General features: G+C 59.3%; 20 protein-coding genes and 3 pseudogenes. 16 read left to right on the top strand and 7 right to left on the bottom strand.

Annotated elements, in window-relative coordinates:
- Positions 1-617 (top strand): hypothetical protein (locus tag BMI01S_RS42655; RefSeq protein WP_218002762.1); only part of this gene is annotated, 617 nt, incomplete at its 5' end.
- 231 nt (positions 618-848) lie between these two features.
- Positions 849-1,055, top strand: a complete 207-nt coding sequence (locus BMI01S_RS43395; RefSeq protein WP_244145471.1) for a phospholipase D-like domain-containing protein — start codon at positions 849-851, stop codon at positions 1,053-1,055.
- Positions 1,056-1,241: 186 nt separating this feature from the next.
- Here BMI01S_RS43395 and BMI01S_RS32345 read toward each other — a convergent pair whose 3' ends face one another.
- Entirely contained in the window at positions 1,242-1,445 is a 204-nt protein-coding gene (locus BMI01S_RS32345) for a cold-shock protein (RefSeq protein ID WP_028214844.1), read from the bottom strand.
- A 350-nt stretch (positions 1,446-1,795) separates the two neighbouring features.
- A pseudogene (locus BMI01S_RS39745) lies at positions 1,796-2,078 on the bottom strand (transposase); the annotation flags it as partial.
- A gap of 152 nt (positions 2,079-2,230) precedes the next feature.
- Here BMI01S_RS39745 and BMI01S_RS42455 point away from each other — a divergent pair.
- Entirely contained in the window at positions 2,231-2,536 is a 306-nt protein-coding gene (locus BMI01S_RS42455; RefSeq protein ID WP_042292026.1) for a hypothetical protein, read from the top strand.
- Positions 2,537-3,104: 568 nt separating this feature from the next.
- On the opposite strand, the gene BMI01S_RS32335 is transcribed toward BMI01S_RS42455, so the two are convergent.
- Positions 3,105-3,806, bottom strand: a complete 702-nt coding sequence (locus BMI01S_RS32335; RefSeq protein WP_154671435.1) for a hypothetical protein — start codon at positions 3,804-3,806, stop codon at positions 3,105-3,107.
- Positions 3,807-4,853: 1,047 nt separating this feature from the next.
- On the opposite strand from BMI01S_RS32335, the gene BMI01S_RS44210 reads away from it, so the two are divergent.
- The 9 genes and pseudogenes from BMI01S_RS44210 to BMI01S_RS32295 all read left to right on the top strand — a co-directional run bounded on the left by BMI01S_RS44210 (position 4,854) and on the right by BMI01S_RS32295 (position 12,162).
- Entirely contained in the window at positions 4,854-5,168 is a 315-nt protein-coding gene (locus BMI01S_RS44210) for an EAL domain-containing protein (protein ID WP_081723579.1), read from the top strand.
- A gap of 476 nt (positions 5,169-5,644) precedes the next feature.
- A complete protein-coding gene (locus tag BMI01S_RS32330) occupies positions 5,645-7,048 on the top strand; it encodes a GGDEF domain-containing protein (protein ID WP_028214846.1) in 1,404 nt (467 codons plus the stop codon).
- A gap of 420 nt (positions 7,049-7,468) precedes the next feature.
- Positions 7,469-7,708, top strand: a complete 240-nt coding sequence (locus BMI01S_RS32325; protein WP_042292023.1) for a hypothetical protein — start codon at positions 7,469-7,471, stop codon at positions 7,706-7,708.
- A 26-nt stretch (positions 7,709-7,734) separates the two neighbouring features.
- Positions 7,735-7,950 carry a hypothetical protein gene (locus tag BMI01S_RS32320; protein ID WP_028214847.1) on the top strand — a complete coding sequence of 72 codons (216 nt, stop codon included), beginning with the start codon at positions 7,735-7,737 and terminating at the stop codon, positions 7,948-7,950.
- Between the two features lie 966 nt (positions 7,951-8,916).
- Positions 8,917-9,114, top strand: a complete 198-nt coding sequence (locus BMI01S_RS32315; RefSeq protein ID WP_028214848.1) for a hypothetical protein — start codon at positions 8,917-8,919, stop codon at positions 9,112-9,114.
- Between the two features lie 251 nt (positions 9,115-9,365).
- A complete protein-coding gene (gene phaP / locus BMI01S_RS32310) occupies positions 9,366-9,932 on the top strand; it encodes a TIGR01841 family phasin (RefSeq protein ID WP_028214849.1) in 567 nt (188 codons plus the stop codon).
- 145 nt (positions 9,933-10,077) lie between these two features.
- Positions 10,078-10,819: pseudogene (phbB, locus tag BMI01S_RS32305) on the top strand (acetoacetyl-CoA reductase).
- Positions 10,820-11,181: 362 nt separating this feature from the next.
- Entirely contained in the window at positions 11,182-11,454 is a 273-nt protein-coding gene (locus tag BMI01S_RS32300; RefSeq protein WP_028214850.1) for a hypothetical protein, read from the top strand.
- Positions 11,455-11,946: 492 nt separating this feature from the next.
- Positions 11,947-12,162 (top strand): ATP-binding protein, encoded by a 216-nt coding sequence (locus BMI01S_RS32295; RefSeq protein ID WP_028214851.1) that lies wholly within the window; start codon positions 11,947-11,949, stop codon positions 12,160-12,162.
- Positions 12,163-12,235: 73 nt separating this feature from the next.
- Here the strand turns inward: BMI01S_RS32295 and BMI01S_RS32290 are convergent, their stop codons facing one another.
- Both BMI01S_RS32290 and BMI01S_RS41350 read right to left on the bottom strand, forming a co-directional pair.
- Entirely contained in the window at positions 12,236-12,445 is a 210-nt protein-coding gene (locus BMI01S_RS32290) for a hypothetical protein (protein ID WP_238328120.1), read from the bottom strand.
- 530 nt (positions 12,446-12,975) lie between these two features.
- Positions 12,976-13,173, bottom strand: coding sequence for a hypothetical protein (locus tag BMI01S_RS41350; protein WP_154671436.1), 198 nt, complete (start codon positions 13,171-13,173; stop codon positions 12,976-12,978).
- A 550-nt stretch (positions 13,174-13,723) separates the two neighbouring features.
- Here BMI01S_RS41350 and BMI01S_RS32285 point away from each other — a divergent pair.
- From BMI01S_RS32285 to BMI01S_RS44205, 4 genes are all read left to right on the top strand, one after another.
- Positions 13,724-14,053, top strand: coding sequence for a hypothetical protein (locus tag BMI01S_RS32285; RefSeq protein WP_028214853.1), 330 nt, complete (start codon positions 13,724-13,726; stop codon positions 14,051-14,053).
- A 108-nt stretch (positions 14,054-14,161) separates the two neighbouring features.
- Positions 14,162-15,685 carry a D-arabinono-1,4-lactone oxidase gene (locus BMI01S_RS32280; RefSeq protein ID WP_028214854.1) on the top strand — a complete coding sequence of 508 codons (1,524 nt, stop codon included), beginning with the start codon at positions 14,162-14,164 and terminating at the stop codon, positions 15,683-15,685.
- 777 nt (positions 15,686-16,462) lie between these two features.
- Positions 16,463-16,957 carry a hypothetical protein gene (locus tag BMI01S_RS32275; protein ID WP_208461023.1) on the top strand — a complete coding sequence of 165 codons (495 nt, stop codon included), beginning with the start codon at positions 16,463-16,465 and terminating at the stop codon, positions 16,955-16,957.
- Between the two features lie 175 nt (positions 16,958-17,132).
- Positions 17,133-17,315, top strand: a complete 183-nt coding sequence (locus tag BMI01S_RS44205; RefSeq protein ID WP_154671437.1) for a helix-turn-helix domain-containing protein — start codon at positions 17,133-17,135, stop codon at positions 17,313-17,315.
- 394 nt (positions 17,316-17,709) lie between these two features.
- Here BMI01S_RS44205 and BMI01S_RS32270 read toward each other — a convergent pair.
- A pseudogene (locus BMI01S_RS32270) lies at positions 17,710-18,421 on the bottom strand (IS6 family transposase).
- 237 nt (positions 18,422-18,658) lie between these two features.
- Positions 18,659-19,849, bottom strand: coding sequence for a TIGR03118 family protein (locus BMI01S_RS32265; RefSeq protein ID WP_028233107.1), 1,191 nt, complete (start codon positions 19,847-19,849; stop codon positions 18,659-18,661).
- Positions 19,850-19,853 lie beyond the last annotated feature (4 nt).

The following is a 19,853-nucleotide window of genomic DNA, read 5'->3' as shown; positions in this document are numbered from 1 at the left end:
TCCGTTCGCATTGCCTTGTGCGAACGCTGCTGAGCATGAACCTCAGAGCGCAAAAACGAGCGAAAAGAAAATGGCCTTGCGACATTTTCGGGATTTCATTCGATTTCCTCCTGAAGCGTGCTGCCAAGGCCGCATACTTTCGACTGCCAAAAATCGGTGCCGCGGCGAGGTTATGCGCGCAGGACACTCCTGTTGTCCGATGGTTGAACCGGGTTGAGCGCTATTGGCTTGCGCCCGTACTGGAAGCGGGTGGACTACCCATAGGGACGCTGCCGCCCGCTGCCGTACCCGTTGCACTACTGCTGTTATTGGCGCGGTTGCATGCCGCTGCGCCCAGCGTCATTACGATGACGGACGCCGCAACTGCAAGCTGCCTCACGATATCGTTCATTGCACGGCCCTCCAGAAAGTTTGTCTGCCGGCCGCTGGATGGCAGCTGGAATCGCCACAGTCAATCGCCGCAATTCATATGCCGCCTTCTTCCCGCGGTTGCCCAACCACGAATCACTGTGCAGCGCGTGAAGCCGCCCGTGCCGCTAGATGCGACTTGTGATTGCAGGAAGCGGATTGCAGCACTGCCGGCTTCGCGATTGCGACAATGCCAGATCTCAAGGTAATCGCAAGCAGAACCACGAACGACACACCGGGTCCATTCACGGGGTGCGCAATAAGCGCACGTTCGACGCGCACGGTCCTGCTGCCTTGTCTGGGAACAGGTACAGGCCTAGAAGCGCGCCGGTCATTTCTAGTTTGCGTGACCTTCCCGGCTGCATATGAACCCGGGACTGGTAATTGCTGCGGCACCCGCATGAATGCGCAACCTGCGACGTGCAAACGCGATGCGTCCGATGACGCGCACGCCGGCTCCGCGCCTGCTCCCCCTAGGCGAAACCTGCGACTCGGTTCGTCATGCCGCGCGGCTGCGCATCCTGATCGATGCCGCGGACTATTTCGCCGCGCTGCGTGTAATCAGGGCGCGGCGCAGCGTGATTATTGTCGGCTGGGACATCGACAGCCGCAGTCAACATAATGGGATACGTAGCCCGGTCAACTAGGGGGTCGCCGTCCCTCGCCTCGAAGGCCTTCACTCTGCGACACACAGCTGTCGGCGTCGCACGACGCGCCTCTGCAGCCTTTGAAGAACTGCAAAGCTTCCTACAGCGACGAAATCCTCCAGCTAGGTAAGTTCCACGAGCCTGCTCCCTGCCGCCAGGCTGCCATGATAGGACGCGTTCGCGGCCTTACACAGCTTTGATGTTCGCTGCCTGTTTCCCTTTGGGGCCCTGCTTGACTTCAAAACTCACCTTCTGGCCTTCCTGAAGGGATTTAAAGCCTGCTCCCTGAACCTCGGAAAAGTGTGCGAACAGGTCATCGCCGCCGTCGTCTGGCGTAATGAACCCAAAGCCCTTCGCATCGTTAAACCACTTGACGGTACCGGTTGCCATGTTCTGGATGTTCCTTGGAAGATGGGTGCTAGATGATGCCGCTGGCCTGCGCCAGACTTCCTGCTATGTTCCAGCAGTTATTTCGGCCGACACGCACGCGGCGACGGGCAACTTTGCGCACGATCCGTGCCTGTTGTCATTGCCCGTCGAGACCGGTGGACCGACGCATTTGTCTCGTGTACACGCGGGGAAGGCCTTTTGGCCGTACCGTCAATGTCATTTCGAATTTTGGCTGAATTTTTTTTTTCAGCAGTGGCTGATGCGCCACACGCACGGCATCGGCATAGGGAAAACCGGCAGATTCGGCAGAAAGGGGCGGGGCTGCCGATCAGACGGATTCTCTTCAGAAGTTTATATATCAGGGTATACTGCGCCAACTCCATCAGTTGGCGCTCCGAGCGGATGCTGTAGAGCACCTGAATCAGCATGGCCCGCAGCAGCTTTTCTGGCGCGATGCTCGGCCGTCCACCTTTTATGTCCGCTTCATACATCCCGGCGAACAGTCGATCCATCTTCGCCAGCGCCTCGCTCGCCATCACGCGGGTCGAACGCAATGGATGCGAACTTCGGAACGAACTCGTCGAGCTTGCGCATGGAAAACAGACTCTCAGTGAACGTGTCGGCGCCGCGCATAATCTCAATGTGGCAAGTGATAGTCCATCTATCAACGCTTCACGAACTCGGCGCGATGACGTGTTTCAGCGGCAATTCAGTAACCTGCTAGGGCTGCCAGCAAGGCGCGACCGCGGCGCGGAACTGATATCGTCTGATCTCTCGAAATGCTAATGAACGGAACGAACACGGAACACCGCCTGGCCGGTTACGCGATGTCGCATCTCATTGACCAGGATATCGCCCATATCCGGCGTGTGATACCGCTGTCACTGGCTGGCGATCTGGCGGGCCCTATTATCCCTGCCACCTACTGGCGCCAGCGGCTGCATGGTCTGCTCGATACCGGACACGTCAACAAAAGCCAGCTGGCCGACATCGACAGCCTGCTGCTCATGCTCGACTTGCACGAACTGAACCTCGCTGCGGCTGCCTGCACCGACGGGTCCCGAACAGATATCGAAGGTAACGATACCTGAGTTCTTTCAGGGTAAGACTCAATCGTGAATGCCATCGTCCACGCGCTCGCGACGTGCACGGGCGCTGGGCTGCGCCTTCCTTCGTACGCGAGACCGCGAAGCGTTGAGCGATGGCGCCTTTGGTCGCCCGGCAGAACATGCATGTCGAAGATTTCGTCGCGCAGCGTGTAATAGAGGCGGTCCGCCCGCGATAGCTTGGCAGGTGGCGTGGTAGCTGATGGCTCGTCAGGCGTCATGTTCGGCTGCGTGTTTGCACATAGCCAAAAGCTTACCAAATGCAGACTGCCGGAAAAAAGCGCGTAGGGCCGCCTTGCGACGTTGCGTCAGAGGCTGGCATTCACCCGACGGTTCACTGCAGAACAATGGCATCGCGAGAATCAAAACCCACACGCCTTGCGCCATGCCTCCTGCGGCTGCGCCAGCGAGCGAGATCGTCAACGCGGAAAATCATCGGCGAGTTCTTCGAGCCGGTGACAGGTTCGGCCTAGGTTCATTCCATGTTCGCTATTCACATAGTATTCCGAATCAATTTAACAAGCCTTATGGTCAATTTTTTATTCTGTAGCCCTTAAATGGCCAAGACTGCAAAATGGGTAGGACAGGGCGCCCGCGCGACCATTTCCGCATTCTCGAACGCTGGGACGATTCTGTAGCGCATGTACAGCCAGCCAAGCACCATGGACGTCGTGAAATCTCTGGCGCTCGCGCCTTCTGCGGCGGGATGCACGAACTTGCCAAAGATGTCCGCCTGCCAGACTCGCGGATCGACACAAAACGAACTCTTTCCGGTCACGTCGACGTCGACGGCATCCGGCCAGCGCTCGCATGGCTTGCCAAGCTGTTGCTCGAGGGCGCGTATCTTCTCCGCAACAGGCAGTTGCCGATAAGCTGCATCGACCGCGAGCCCGCCGGCATTCACCCAGGGCCCGACGGCTACAGGCACCGACAGCTTCGTCGCAGGCTTTTCGACCTCGGCGAAGAGCAGCGCCACTTCGGCCGACTGCCGCTCCGGCTGCGCATGACGTTCGCGGTTGCCGATCGCAGGGTGCCACAGCCAGACCTCATTCGCGAGTCTATGCAGTACGACTTCCCGCAGATCGCCAAGGCCCATGACTTCTTCCAGGTTCGGAATCGAGATTTCAAGCGCAGCGTAGCCAAGGGCCCGGATGGTCCATCGCGTCGATGCGTTGCATAATGACTTGATGGCGATCTGGATGATAAGTGGCCCAGCCATCGTCCCTGCAAAGAAATCTACCAGGATTCCATTCACTGTGGTGTCGACCGACGCCTGGCCCCAGTCATGTGGCGATTGTCATGTCCATTACCGTTCTGTGTTTGCGCAGGAGCGTAGACGAACCGGTTCTCAGCAAGCAGTTGCAACGCCGCGGCGTGCAGCGCTCGCAGCGCACCAAGCTCGCAGGCAGCAGGACGCACGTGCCGGAAGCAGGCCTGAGAAGCGTTTTGACGACACAGGGTGACATTGCCACCGCATCCGGCGCAATGGAAAATCGCCGGTCCAACGGACGGCAGGTCGCTCGCGCGAAGATCTGACCCGCCCGGTTTCTGGCCAACGCCATGTGCGAATTTAAAACCATTAGATCTCCTTCGCGAACCACAAGGCGGAGACTCGCCGCGAGTCCGATCGTGCCTCATTTCTACCACATCAAATGGAATCAGATACGACAAGGCGACGCGGTCAGGAATATTCACCGGAAGTCATCCTCACAACCCACGGTTCCAATCGCGCGGTGAAAATATCGGTCTTCAACGAAGGGGACCCCATTCCGCCGGCTGCATGACAGGCAATCTTCGATTCGTTGATGCGGGTATCGTCTGACGATTCATCGCGTCGGGCCGGCGCGGGACTCGGGCTCGGTCATCTGCCCATTTCGAGTACCTACCGCGCGTCTATCCGGCGTCCCATCCGGCTTCGATGCTTACTGCCGGAAGGGCGGCGCGCCCAGCCCCCTGTTGTGCCTGCTCGAGACACTCGCCCGGTAGATCAAAGTTTTTACTCGACATTTTGATACTCGATCACCGGCGGCGTGAGCCATCAACCTCGCGCTCCGCCATGAGCGCGAAGCCCCCGTCCCACGCTCGCACGACGAGTAACCAAGCCGGACGGGACGGCTGGAAGGCGCATTGGCGCACCATGCGAATGGCGCCTCAGGGCCGGAACTCGGACGTTCGCTAACAATGGAGGGTTTTCAGCGCCGTCGCGGCGGCGAATTTCCGTAGCCGCGTTTCGGATTCTCAATGCACTGGCCGAAGGCAACGGCTTTCCATTGGATACCGGTCGTTGGACTAAGCGTCGACCGTGACCACTCATCTCGTGCCGAACGATCGATGCGGCCAAGCTCTGTTTCGAGGTCACCGGACAGCCGCCGTAACGGATCTGGAAGCCGCAAGAGATTTCGTCTATACGCTTCGAGAATTTGGAGTCCGATTCACACTGGACGATCTTGGTAGTGGGGCTTCATCTTTTAGGCATCTCAAGGCGCTGCCTGTCCACTATCTCAAGATCGACGGCCAGTTCCTGGTCAACATGGCGCGCGGCGAGCTAGATAGAACTGTCGTGAAGTGCGTCCAGGAATTGGCGTCCGTTCTGGGAAGGAAACGATCGCGGAATTAGTCGAGACGGAGGAGGTTGCCCACCTCCTGAAAGAGATGGGAGTCGGCGGCGCACCACGATTTTTCCTGCACCAACCTCAACCCTCGACGAAATCTTGATGCGGCGCCCATCCATGGTGTGGTTGAAAGATACGGCGACGGCGCCAGACGTTTGCGAATCGTCCCGCCATTGCTCTTCGGGCCCACGCGTTCGCGCGTCGCGCATGAGCGCCTGACGCTGTCCGCAGGCGGCTCATCGCGGGGGATTGTATCGGTGGCTGGTTCGAGGCAGGGGCGTCTTTCGGGGGCGCGGCTTGCCTTGTCAGATGAAATGCTGTGCCTATACTTTCCTCAATTGCCTGAGGATTAGCCAGTCGCAGAATGTCCTCCCGGCACAACGACGGGTGCGACGCGGGGAGCCAGTCGGTTCGACCGTGGACTCGCGACCGGCAGGTCAGTGCAGCCCAACGACAGTGAATAACCAAAGGAAGACCGCGCATGAATGCCACGATTGCTGCGCGCGAGCCAGCGGCGATGATCCGGTTCATCACGAAGGTCTATGCCCGTTGCCTGCTGGCAGGCTTTGCGCTGATTCCCGCCTCCCTGATCGCCTATCTGTTTTTCTTCCAGGATCCCGCGCTCAAGTTCGAAGATCACCTGTTCCACGAGATCGCAATCGCGGCCGCCACAGTCGAAGGGCTGTTCGTAGCCTGCGTGACGTGGCTGTGCTACCGGTCCTCAGGCGAGCCGCTGTTACGCTGGCTGACGTTGGGCTTTCTCGGCTTCGTGCTCATCTACGCCCTGCACGGTCTCTTTACCGGCATGGCGCATCACAATATGTGGCTGTTCCTGCTCTATGGTCCGGCATCGCGCCTTGTAATGTCGGCGCTGCTGCTGGTCGGGCTGCTATCGTACAACCGGCCGCCCGATAGCGTCGCGAAGCGCACCGACCCGCGCGGCTGGCTGGCGTGGATCGCGGTGTTCGCGCTCGCCGATCTGGCGGTCGCCTGGCTGGCATACTCCGCAATCGCGGGCAGCCTGGCGGTTCGCCTGTCGCTGGAAGGGGGCGCCCTGGTTCTCTGCGCACTGAACGTCGCAGTGCTGACGCTGCGGCGGATCTACACGCCACTGATGGTCATCTACGGCATTTCGGTAACGTCGTTTGCCCTGGCGTCGCTCGCCTTCATCCTTGGACGGCCATGGAATCATATGTGGTGGCTCGCCCATGCGATTTTCGCCGGAGGCTTCTTCCTGCTCAGTTACGGCGTCGTGCAGGCTTTCCATACGACACGCTCGTTTGCAACCATCTATAGCCAGACAGAACTGATGGCGCGGCTCGCCGAGGCGACGTCGCGCACCGAAAGCGCACTGCAGGAGCTGCAGCGGACCAACGACAAGCTCAGGCACATGGCCACCACCGATCCGCTCACTGGCGCGGCCAACCGGCGCGAGTTCATCGAGCGCGTCGAAGCGGAAATTCGCCGCGCGCAACACGGCGGAGCACCCTTTTCCCTGCTGTCGCTCGATCTCGATCACTTCAAGGCTATCAACGACACGTACGGGCACCAGGCGGGCGACGAGGTGCTGCGCGAGTTCGTGCAGAAATGCCTTGACGCGATCCGGCCGTACGACGGCGTGGCGCGTGTGGGGGGCGAGGAATTCATGGTGCTGCTGCCGCAGGCAGGTCTTGACGCCGCCCTCGCGATTGGCGAGCGCATCCGGTCGGTGATCGCCGGCAGTGCGTTCGAGGCGGGCAGCGGACGGCGGGGCGAAGTGACCGTCAGTGTCGGCGCCTCGCAGTTTGGCCGCGACGGCAACACGATGGACATGGTCCTGCGCGCGGCCGACGAGCGGCTCTACTGCGCGAAACGTCTGGGTCGCAACCGCGTCGTCGTCGCATGAATGTCGGTGCCGAAACTCCGGCGGCGAAATGGCACTGCAACAGGCGCGCTTGCCGCGCCTGTCATGACAGCGCCGCAACTGATATATGAATCGACGACTGCCTGAAACGCTTGTATGAATCGAAGGGGCGCTGCCGAGCGGAACTCGTTTCAAGTCTGCCGTCCGGACATTGCCTGACCCGGGCGACCCGTCAGGCTTGCCGGCAGCGCCACACAATCATGCCGGAACCTGATGGTACACATGGGCGACGGTCCACCTTGAGGAGGTGCTCGTTCGAACGAAATATCTGGGAGACAGCTGAGCGCCAGGAAAAAGAGCTGTCATGGCGCGCGAGCGCGCTGGCGATCGCCCGTGTGGCGCAAGCAGGGTGGTGACGAAGGCATCGGCAAGCCCATGGCAACCTAAGGGAGGGGCACCACGATGACATTGCTCGACCAGGAAATCGCACACATCACCCACGCGGTGCGGTCCTCAGTTGGCCGGGACGCCGCCGCGTCTATCCTGCCTGCCGGGTACTGGCGCCAGCGGCTCTACCGGCTGCTCGACTCGGGGCACGTCACGAAAGCGCAGTTTTGTGCGATCGACGCGCTGCTGCTCGAACTGGACACGTGCGAGGCACAAAGCCATGAGCAGCGACAGGACAGCCGGGGCGATACCTGAAGCGGGCCGTTGAGCAGCCTTCCGGAATGATCGACGCCCCCGGGGCCGGTGCGCTCGGCGTCGGGGCAGACTCCGTATGGCCGTTCGGTGAAGCCGTCGGCCGCCTGCGGCTGCAGCAGCAGCGGGTGGCCGGCCTTGACGCGCCCGTCGCACCGTCGTGGGTTCGGCGTCGAGACCGGGTGCTTGCGTCGCATGCGCAAATTGCATCCCGTGCGGACTGGCGCGACGCCGCTTTTCGGTAAGGGGCACCTGATCGGCCTCGAGTCTGCCGATGATCGTGTGGCCGGATTTGCGTGGAGTTAGACCGCCATCGACAACCCGTGGATTCAACAATTCGTCCATGCGATGGTTTTCTACACCATCTGCGTATCTGCTGGCAGGCAGTGGCACGCATTTTCTCCGGTGCACAAGCCGATTACGGTTTGGTCGCGATTTGAGGACCGACTCGAATCTGGGATACGCATGGCAGACAACGTTGGCGCACCGATCCTTCGTAGGGGCGGGGATCTGTTCTTCAACCACGTATGGGAAGAACGAATCTTTATGGTGCAATTGGACGGGTGAATGGCTGGCGGACGTTTTTTGGCTCAGATGGATCACGCGAGGGCGATGATGCCGCATTGCAAGCCAACACAAACTTAAAGCGCGTCGGGGCGCCAGTTCACCGATCCAGGTTTTGACGACCGACTTTTAGTCCTCACAGGCACTGCGTCTGGGCACGCCCCGCAGACGCGCCAGTAATCGCTGCAGTGTCTTCGCCTTCGTTTGCGAAGCGTGTTGAACGATTCCCGGGATCCGGAAAGGTCAACCGCTCGCTGCAGTAATTGTCATACGAAAGGTTGCACTTCAGATTTCGGGCGTCTAACCTTGTAAGCTCAGCCTGAGCTGTCGTTTACCCTCCTGAACGGTCGTGCGACAAACCGGCAGACTGATACGTCTAAAAACCTTGAGCGCCTTTATTGGCGGGGGGCGCACGCCCTCCTGCGGACAGGTGGTCGCCCACCGTTTGAATGTGGTTGCAAGAAAAATGTTAAATCCCACGTATTGATCGTGCGAATGATGGCGCATTAAGATGACCTCCCGGACGCACAGTCGGCATCCGGTCAGCAGAATCATGCAAAGATGCAGTTCGCGAGACGCAGTCACAGTCGTTACGCGAGAACAGTTGAGCTTTCCAGCAAATTGACACCTATCTACAGGAGACAAAGATGCTGAGTCCTCATGAGTTCGCAACACTGATGCTGGTCAAGGACGCACCCGGGCAACTCGGGCTGGATCGTGCAGATCTGGATATGTTGCTCGAACACCAACTCGTCGCGTTGGAAACACTCCCGTCCGGCCAGCAACGCCCCCAGATAACCCGCGACGGCGTTTCCGTACTCAATGCTGTCACGCGGTTGGGCTGATGACCGTCGTTAGCGGATCATTGTTGGTCTCATAATCCGGCGCCCACTCCGCCGGGCAAGCCATGTAGTTCCTTGTCACCGGAAGAAGCGGGCCAGCAGGGTAATCAGTACAACTATGAATCATCATGGCGAGTGCATGCACGGTCCGCATTGCACGTCTGCCGTGGCCCAATCCATCCACATGACCGCAGCACACCCCGTGGCTATCCGATTGCCCGGAAGGGTGCTGAGTCACCCCCAGGAGTTTCGCAATGAATCTGTTGACCACGGAGCAGATTACTGCAGCGCAGAAGGCAAACCTCGAAACCGCTTGCGGCCTGACCACCAGGGTGGTCGAGGGGATCGAAAGGCTGGCCGAACTGAATCTGAAAGCGATCCGCGCGACGCTGGCGGAAACCCAGCAGACTGCGCTGAAAGCGCTCTCTGTCAATGATCCGCAGGCGTGGTTTGCGCTGCAAGGTGCTCTCGTCGCGCAGTCGGCAGAAAAAGTGCAGTTGTACAGCCGTGATCTTTTCAAGATTGTATCGGCCGCCCAGGGTGAATTCGCGCAGCTCGCGCAGACGCAGTACGAGGCGTACAACCGCCGGGTGCAAACGCTCATCGACGATGTTGCCAGAAGTGCGCCGGCGGGTTCTGAGGCCGCTGTCGCTGGGTGGAAGTCGGCGATTGGCGCGACCCATACGCTAATCGAAACCCTGCAGAGAGCCAGTCAACAGACGGTGCAGGTCGCCGAAAGCAGCTTAGACGTGGTCGCGACTGCTGCATCGAAGACTGCCCAGCGCACTGCCGAGCAAACGTCGGCGGCCCTCAGGAGATAACCGCCGAAGCGGGCCTGGCGCCCGCGTCAGTCAGTTGCGCCAGACAAAGGAATCCTGATGATGCTGGCGCACCTGGACGGCCGCCCGGCAAACATCGCCGTTCTGTCACGGCGAGGATCGCTTCACCTTACAGGAGACAAGAGAGATGACGAAACAGGTTGCGCTGGTCACAGGTGGGATGGGCGGGCTCGGGGAAGCAATCAGCATCAGACTGCACGACGCCGGCTATGCCGTTGTGGTCACCCACTCGCTGCAGAATACAGGTGCGGACCGGTGGCTGGCCCGCATGGAGGAAAACGGGCGGCAGTTCCGCGCATTTGCCGTCGATGTCGCCGACTATGACTCGTGCCAGCTGTGTGCGCAGCGGATCAAGGCGGAAGTCGGCCCGGTAGACATCCTGATCAATAATGCCGGCATCACAGGACGCGAGCTTCAGGAAGCTCGACAAGGTCAACTGGGATGCGGTGATCCGCACCAATCTCGACTCGGTGTTCAACATGACGAAGCCGTGGTGCGACAGCATGGTTGAACGAGGCTGGGGCCGCATCATCAACGTGTCGTCGATCATTGGCAGCAAGGGTGGTTTCGGTCAGACGAACTATGCGGCCGCCAAAGCCGGTCTGCACGGCTTCACGAAGTCGCTGGCGCTCGAAGTGGCGAAGAAAGGCGTCACCGTCAACACGATCTCGCCAGGCTATATCGCGACGAAGATGGTCACGGCGGTGCCTCAGGACATTCTGGACAGCAAGATCATTCCGCAGATTCCGGTCGGCCGCCTCGGGCAGCCGGACGAAGTGGCTGCGCTTGTTCTGTACCTGTGCTCGCGCGAGGCGGCATTCGTGACGGGAGCCAACATCGCGATCAATGGCGGCCAGCACCTGCAGTAAAACCCCCCGACCTGCAACGGAGCGACGCGGGCGAACTGGCGTGCCGCCAGTTCACCGCACAACACAGCGATGGCAATGGAAGACTGAAGCCTGGATGGACGGGCGCCGCTGGATCGCCTGGGCCGGTAAGTTCAAGCAGGAGGGCGCAATGAGCGCAGCGTGGGTAACCGAAAGCGCATCAGGCCGGGCTGCCACCGGGCATCAATTTCATCCAGTCTCGTCATGCGTTTTGCATCGTTTCTGCAACACGTTTGTCTGTGCACACACGGCTTTCGGCTGACTCTGATAGTTTTTTTCGCAGCCAAAGCGAGGGCTTGTCAGAGCCCCGACGCGTGCGACCATTGGAGACGGGGGGTTCTCTCATGTTGCGCTGGCTTTCAAACTTGATTGCACACAATGCCGCAACGCCGGAGAAGCAGGCCGAACGCGCGCTGGGTGAATTGCGCATGGCGCTGTTCCAGGCCGAACAACGGGTCCTAGATGCACAATTGCAGGCTGAGTATTACCGCATGCGAATTGCGTTCTGCGAAGCAGTCTTGAAGACAGGGATCGAACAGGTGTCGGATCAACGCAACGGGCAACGTGAAACGGCGACGCACGAATTGCGACCGAATTTAAAGCTCACGACCTCATAATAGTCTGTGGCCGGACGTTGCCCGCTGCGCAGAGCCGGAAGGGGCGTCACCATCTGGCGCTTTGTGAAATGGGCTGCGCGGCCCGGCTCGCGTGTATGCAGCAGGGCGCGGTCTGAGCCTGCTGAGTCCGTTACGCCCCGCCCTCACCGCAGACAACCGGTGTTACACCGTTGTCAGACCGGCCGCGATAAGCACAACGGCCCCGGCCACTGCCTGCCGTAGACAGGATCTGCCTGTCGTACCAGCGGTGACAGCAGCGTGGGGGCAGCAGTATCAAGGTCGTTGCGCAGCGACGCGGGCCGAGCGCGGCCAATCCGCGGGAAGTGGGCCGGGCCATCGCCTATGCTGCCGGTGTGGCAGCAGTCTGTTTGTCGACGCCGATATTAGATTGGACAGTGTGCCGAAATGGCATCGGACCATCTTTCGAAAAGAAGGAATGCCGGGAGCAACGGGTCCAAAGGCTGCCGTGGTGGATCACGCAAACTTCGGGATATGGGTCAAATCGGCATCGGCCTCAACATCCAGCTAGCCGTTCGCACGATCTTCAATGCGATTGTTACCTCAAAGCCCAACGGCATTGGTCCCGGATTGTCGATCAGCCGCTCGATTATCGAGACGCACGGCGGGCGACTCTCCGCCAAAGACTACGCGGATCAAGGCGTGACGTTTTATTTCACTTTGCTCGTCGCGTGCCACGATGACGTTTGACGGCGCCGCGACGCTGTGTCCGCGGCCGACCCGTCGGCCTTGTGTCAACGACGGTGGGAATGTCCGGTTCGAACTACGGCGACAGGGCGGGACTGAGTGCTCGAAGTCCGGGCAGGTCGCGCAGCGCATGCAGGCGCAGTCGATCCTGCGCGGACAGCTCAGTCTGTTCCAGCAGACTCCCAATTTTCGAGATCCAATACTCGCGGCGAATAAGCTGCGGGTGCCGGGTCAACGCGTTCAGGGCTTTCTCGAGTTGTGCGACTTCAGCCTTCACCGTGTTCATCTTCATCTCCTGCTGCGCCGTGCAATTAGTCGCATGGAAATCAGCGAAAGTGTGTTAGCAGACTGTTCTATCCTTGCGATAGTTGTTGTTGTGACGATCGCTTAAGGTAATGCATCGGGCAACGGCTGACCCGGAAGGCTTCGCTTGACTAGACCGCAGGAAGCCGGAGCAACGTTTGTTCGATGCAGTTGATGCAGCAACCAGCCATCGACTCCGCGAATCGCGGCTAGACAGGTCACGCGAGGCATTGCACCGAGCCACAGACGTCGAGCAATCGTTTGCATTTTCATATGGGACCCGGCGCGCGACGTTGCTGAGATACGCTGGATGACGGCTCTGCGTTGAGTCATTTTGAGTCGTGGAAACCCTGGTCTTAACAGAATGCCTCGGAGTCCGGCGATGCGTGGACAGGAAAGCCAAACATGTTGTGAAGGGCGATGACATGATGGGTCGGACCGGAACTCGCATAGCCTGGATTACAGGGAGAGCCTGCGTCACCAACGCGACCGTGCGCCAAGACGCCGGGTCCATCATTGATTCTTCGAGAGGTCTGCGAACAGCGTTGGTTGCGACAGCACGCGCCTTTCTACGCTGTTACCGTTGATGTGAAAGTGCCGGGCACTTCGTTGCCGGATAGCCAAGGTCATGGCATCAAGAAAGCTAACCTGGCCGGCTTCCAGCGCCAGATAAACCGGAGATACGTATTTCGGGCGATGATTTTCTTTCAATGTGCATTCGTCTATGCGTGGCGCTTTAATAGTTCTTCAACATATGCGATACGAATAATAATTCGGCTTGTGAAGCGTATTGAGTATTGTCTGAAGACGGGGGGGAAGATTTTTTTGTATCCGTCAGATGTTTGTCCTATGATTCCCCGCACAGACGCTCTTCTGTTACTGGATTAACGACAAGAATCGTAAGCGAAACGGGGTTCCCTTCTACGCGTGCAGTGATTCCGCCGGAAACGTGACGGTAACGCCGCCTCCTGTTTTGATACGGAATCGCGCGACCCCCTGTTTATTGTCAAAGTTACGTTGAAGAGGGCGGGCGTAAGTGCGGATTGACGTTGTGAGCAACCAGTTTCATTGTGATAAGGAAAACTAATATATATAGTGAAGGCGAATATTTTCGTATATGACGTCTTGTCGATGTATCTCTATCATCTGTACGCAAACTGGCATATCGCGCGCAGCGTGTTTTCATTTTTTTTGAAGCATAGTGAAATAACGTCCGATTATCGAGTGCGTGCAATTAAATCCTTTCAGGAGACCGAAAATCATGGCTATGAAAGAAATTGGCAAGTTCACGCTGCACAATGGTGGTGGGTTTGTTGCCAGGGGCGAGGTCGCTTACCTGGATGACAATGGAGAAAAGCATCTGTCCGGCAATACGGGCGACATTCTGCTGGGACAGACCAAGGATGTCGATCCAGACAGGCTGGGTGTCCCTGACGGCAGTATTGTTTCGCTTTACGTCTTCGTTGTGTGGGGCACTGATAACGAAGCAAGGCAATCCTTCATTTACAAGAAGGGCTCCAAAGTGACTGCCAACTATACGATCACCGGCACGACATTGAACAACACGCTGGGCCTGGTTTCAGTGGAGTGACGCGTCTGATCCTGCTCGCCGGAGCATTGCTCCGGCGCATGCCTCGGGCCATACGCAGACAGACAATACAGGCTGCAGACTCTAGCGGCCGACACCAAGGGGTAGGTCATGAACATTCCGGATGACAGCAACGACGGCAATGAAAACCGCTGGACCAATTGGGCTGGCAATCTCACCTCGGTGCCGGACGCCATTGAGCGTCCCACGAGCGTCGCCGAAGTGCAGGCACTGGTGAGACGCTCACGCGGAAACAAGCTGCGGATGATCGGCACGGGGCATTCCTTCAGTCCCCTGATCGTCAACAATGGCGAGACGCTGGTCGACATGTCGAATTTCGCCACGGGAACGCGAAGGGCATGGCGTTGGCGGGACAAAGGGCTCGATCTAGTCAGCTACCTGCCATCGGCGACCTGGGCGGAGGTACGCGACGCGCTCACGGCGCCGGACCCAGCACTGCCGCCAATGTATCTGTCGTCGACCGGCGCGTTGGCGTCGATCAATGCCACGGGTTTCGTCGCCGCCGGCTGCCACGGCACCGGATGGGACCAGAGAACGGTCTCCGATTTCATTTATGCCATCGAGTTCGTTGCCGCCGACGGGCAGGTCCATGTCTTTTCGGAGGACACGACCCCTGATGACATGGCCACTGTGCGCGTCAGCCTCGGTACCCTGGGCATCATCACCAAGGTGACCCTGCGGGTGGAGCCGCTCTACAATCTTCACGATGAAGAAATCGTCACGCACACCGAAAGCGTTATGGGTCCAAATCCGCAGAGCACGGACGGGGAAATCAGGCCGCAGAACCTGCACAAGCTGGTCACCGGGAACGACTATGTCGAATTGTTCTGGTTCCCGGGCAGTGGATACAACAACGGGGAGATCTGGATCAAGAAGTTCAACCGGACCATGGACGAGCCCCGGGACATCCCGTTGCGCCCCGATGGCTGGATCGACGCCATGGCCAGGACCGTGATGGAGTGGTCGGCGGCCTACCCGGTGCTCTGGCCACCCGTTTTGTCTCTCGCGTGGAATACGATCAGCAGCAGGGCCAGGGATATCGAGGCCAAGGGCGGCTTCGTGGCGCCGGCTCCGCGCGTTCTCTTCTACGCCGATCAGGCTTTCCCGATCCTCGATCTTGAGGTCGCAATCCCCATTCCGGCGACGGGGCCGGGGACGTGGGACGTGGGTAACGTGGTTCGTGCCTGGTATGCCGCCCTGAACTACGCCTACAAGTTCCAGGGCGATTATCCGCTGACGACCTGCCTTCACGCGCGCTTCACACGGACGAGCCCGTCACTGCTGTCGCCTGCTTTTTCGACGGCGGCCGACGACCGGGTGTGCTGGATGGAGATCTTGAGCGCCTATCCGAAGTCCGAGCGTGACGCGAACAAACGCGCGCAGGCCATGGCCCCGCACATGGCGATGATCAACGCCGTCATGCCAGACTGGATAGGAGCCTGGCACGGCCGGCCACACTGGGCCAAGAACTGGCAGTACATTACGCCCCACGTTGACGTGAAGGCGCTGTATCCCCAGGACAACCTTCGCAAGTTCGATGCACTACGACGCCGGCTCGACCCGGATGGTATGTTCCTCAATCAGTTCCTGTCCCAACAGGGGCTGTTCTCCTGATGCCTGTATTTGCGACCAGCCTCGGGTTCCGGTCTTCTCACCGGAGCCATACCATCATTTGGGCGGCCTGGGTTCGGCGTCAGCAATGCGGCGGATTCTGACGGCGGTGTTCATATAAGGCCGTGTCAAACGCACGCTGCCATCAACGGGTTTTTAACCCGACTTGCGAGAACGTCCTGTAGCGGCTTCGGCGGGTATTGGGAAGCGCAACGTGACCCCTCAAAACCTTGGATTGACGGTTTTGACACCGCCTCGGCCGAGTTGTCGCATATTTTGCCGTTGGGCGAGGCAGCGCCGGTACGCGGCGCCGAGGAATTTGGGACGGAAACCGGGAGTGCCGTCGATGCGACTCCGCGGCCTGACCACCTGACACCTGACACCTGACACCTGACACCTGACACCTGACCACGGCGAGCGCCGGTTCCCGGTGCACTGTGCCGCAGCAGGGGCCGGTGCGCCTTCCGGGTTTTTCCGATAAGTCGAGGCTTTACGTGGGTTACACTGGAAAGCAGCGCACGATGCTTTTTCTCTCGTGACAGAGCCCGAAAACGAGCGCCTATTACGAGGAAGGAAAGCACTACGGTGAGGATTAGGTTATTGGCGGCGATTTTCCCGGCGTAGTAGCTGGCGCGCCTGTGTCAGCGGACGACACGATGCATGTAGATGCATCGACGCCGAAGGAACTGGAGCGCAATCTCATCGAGGAAGGCGGTTTCTCGCCCGTGGGCGCAAAGGAAATTGCTCGCCATGCTTGGTTGCCTAACCAGTGAAAGCGCCATGGAACCCACAGAGCGCTCACTAGAGGTCATTGATGCGGTCGACTTGGCGCACTTTGCTTTAATTGCGTCACAGGACCGTGATAATTTTTTCGCCCGACATGCCCGTCCTCAGATTTTTCTCTGTTCAGCGTTATGTCAGGGCGCTGCAAAGCACTATGTAGACGGTACGAACGGAGTGAAGGACATCGACGTATGGTCATTTTTTGTTAAGACCGCCGGCGTTACGGACTTCAACGCGAGGCGGAGAGTGAAGCGAGATCTCGGACCATCGAAGTTCGGAGTTCATCCTGATGACGCGAAGCGCGGCTTCACGGGGCGTCGGGTGGACCTTCTTGGACGTTCAATCGACGTTGCCCCGGACGAAGGTCCGGTAGAAGCTGTTCGCCGCTACCTTCGGGAGGGCAAGACAGCCAGCGCCTGGCACCTGCGAAGGAAGGCCGTGGTGATGTTGGAGCCTAAGGAACTGGCCGGCACTGTCGTCTGGCCGGCCTGATCGGAAAACGATCCCGGCCGGAGCAACGACTGCGCGTAACGCCAGCGGAAACCAGCGAAGAGACGGTGCTGGAGACCAGTCAGGAGGGCAGTGGGGCACCAGGGGAAACTGCGTCCGCTTTGCAGCCGGTTCAGCGCCCACGCCGCGCGCATTGCCGACAGCAGGCCGAGGTGCAATGAAACCCGCTGACCTTTCATACGCATTGGCGCGCCTCGGTTGGACGCAGGTGACATTCGCTGAATATTCGGGCTACGACCGCCGGACCATCGGTCGATGGACCCGCGGCGAATCGGCAATCCCGCTGCTCGTTGAAAGACACCTCGATCTGCTGCTCGCCATTCGTGACCGCTTGCCCTGAAGATCCACGTTCAGTCAGGCGTACGGCAGGATGCGTTAAGCAGGGCTCTCCTCACCATCTGGTCTTCGGCGTCTTCGCACGCTGAGGCGACGCACATGCCGTCTTGACGACTAGCGTGCCGCTAACCTGACTGTGACAGTTGATCTGTAGTGTCAAGATTCGCGTGGCGAACGGCTCGACGCCTCGTGCACGTCGGGCGGGTCGGTGATCCGTCCGCCTACAGCGTAGGCAGGCATCGGACGCATAGAAGGTCGAGAGTAGGAGCGGTGTGAAAGCTGGCGAGTTACGCGCCCCGCCCTATTGCGCGCCGGCCGTGGTAGACCTGAGGGCGGTTATCAGGACTTTGTCGCGATAAGGGAGTCAGTGCGAGCGGATTTGATATGAAGAGGACTGCTTACATGACCAGCGAATAGAATTGCTCGGCGGCGGTTCTGGTGTCGCCAACGTGCTGCATCTGCCCTTTGCGAATCATGTGCATCATTTCGATGCCGGACAGAATGATGCGCGCACACTGGAAACTCTTGAAGCCCATCATCGGCTTGATGACGCGTTTGATGGCGCGGTGATCCTGCTCGATGACGTTGTTCAGATACTTGTTCTGCCGGATCTTGATTGGCTTTTTCCGCTCAGCGTTGAGCGCTTCGAGCGCGGCCAGATTGGCGCCGCTCTTGTCCACCGTGATAGTCTCGGGCTCAACATTCTGGGCAATCGCCTTGTCGAAATACCGGCGTGCAACAGCCTTGTCGCGATGCGCACGCAGCAGGAAATCGATCGTGTTGCCCTGCTTGTCGACGGACCGGTACAGATATTTCCATTGTCCCTTGACCTTGACGTAGGTCTCGTCCATGCGCCAGCCGGGCGCTTGATTCGCCGGAATGCCTTTTCGAACAAGGTACGAGTTTGATCACCCATCGGTGCACACTTGAGTGATCGACCTCAATTCCCCGCTCGGCCATCATCTCTTCGAGGTTGCGCAGGCTCAGCGAGTACGCCACGTACCAGCGAACACACAGCAGAATCACATCCAGCGGATAGTGCAGCCGTTTTAGAACCTTGCCAATCCCCACAGGAAACGGCGCACGCGATGAATTCTTCGTTTTGCCCATCTCGTTCGGGATTCGTAAGGGAATGCGAATTCTAGCGCACCGCGTTAGCGCGACAGAACCCCTTTGCGCTCGTCTGTCCACGCGATCGCCCAAAGGTGCGCACACTCGGCTGCCTCGTTCTGGCTTTCAAACCAGGCGATATCGCGCTCAATGTGCATCTCCGCCACGCTCGCGACTTCCTGACAGTGACGAGGTCACTGCCAGGAAGTCGCACTGAGAGCTACGCGCGACTGCCGGTTATTGCCCGTCCTCGCCGGACTCTCGTGCCTTGGCGGCGTTTACTGGCGCTATGGTCCCGAAGAGTCCATTAACTTCCTGATTTGGACCAGCAGAGAAGTACAGCGTGTCTGGGCTCGACTTGAGGCCGCCACCCAGTGTCAGCGTCCACAGGCCGTCGATAGCCAGTGGATTGCCGGATGCGTTCTCCAGCTGATCGACAAACCTGCCGTCATTGTCGAAGACATTGATGTGACCATCGCCGAAGTTGCCAATCAGGATCTTGCCGCTGAAGCGGCCGAATGCAAACGATGCGCGCGTGATTCCCCACGGCGAGTTGAGTGCCCCCCGGCTGGCGAAGCGGCGCAGCAGGTGGCCGTCGGTATCGAATACATCGACGAAGCCATTTCCTCTGCCGGCAACGTCGTCGTGTTTCTCAGCGTTCTGCAGCGCGTAGGTAACGAAAAGGTCGCCATTGATGTTCGCGATACCGAACGGCGCGTAGCCGGCCGGGATGCGCCGGTCGATGAAGCCGCCGTCTGTCGTCGCAGGCGTAAACAAGCCATTCGTACCGTTCGGCCCGAATACATCGACCCGACCCGAGCGGAAGTTCGTGGCAAACAGGAAGGCTCCTTTCGCGTTCACACCGAAGGCGAGACCCTTGTAGACAGCCCCGCTGGCCGCGGATGGAGTGGACGAATTATCGACCGCGATCACGGCGTGGTCCGCCGGATTCAATCCACCCGCCCAGGCGGAGAGCGTGCCGTCCTCGGTTGCGAAGATGAATACGGCCGGGATCCTGGTGCCTGGAACCAGAAATGCCGATGAGGGATTCCACACTATGCCAGTCGGCGCCGCAGGCGCGGGGTTCGGTGGATTGTTGGGAGAGAAGGGTTGACACGCGCTAGCCGGTATGACGTTGCCTGGCCGAGGGATGGAGACCTGCAGCCGCTGGACCTTTGTGCCCTCGCCGTCATACAGCGTGGAGCAGCCCGTGGCATTGTCGTTGACCCAGAATGGACTTCCTGCTGGACTGAAGGCAATACCCCAGGCGTTCTGCAGTACCCTGTCGACCTTCGGGGCTGCGCCTGCCACGTTGGACACGAGGGGTGTGACGACGTAAGCATCATCGTCAGCGGCAAGTGCGATTGTGAAACCGGCGGCGAGAACGAGCACGGCCGCCGCTTTATGGCCCAAAGAGACCTGAGACATGACT

The sequence above is a fragment of the Paraburkholderia mimosarum LMG 23256 = NBRC 106338 genome (assembly GCF_000739815.1).
Classification (GTDB): domain Bacteria; phylum Pseudomonadota; class Gammaproteobacteria; order Burkholderiales; family Burkholderiaceae; genus Paraburkholderia; species Paraburkholderia mimosarum.
This window is presented reverse-complemented; position numbering and strand designations above follow the sequence as displayed.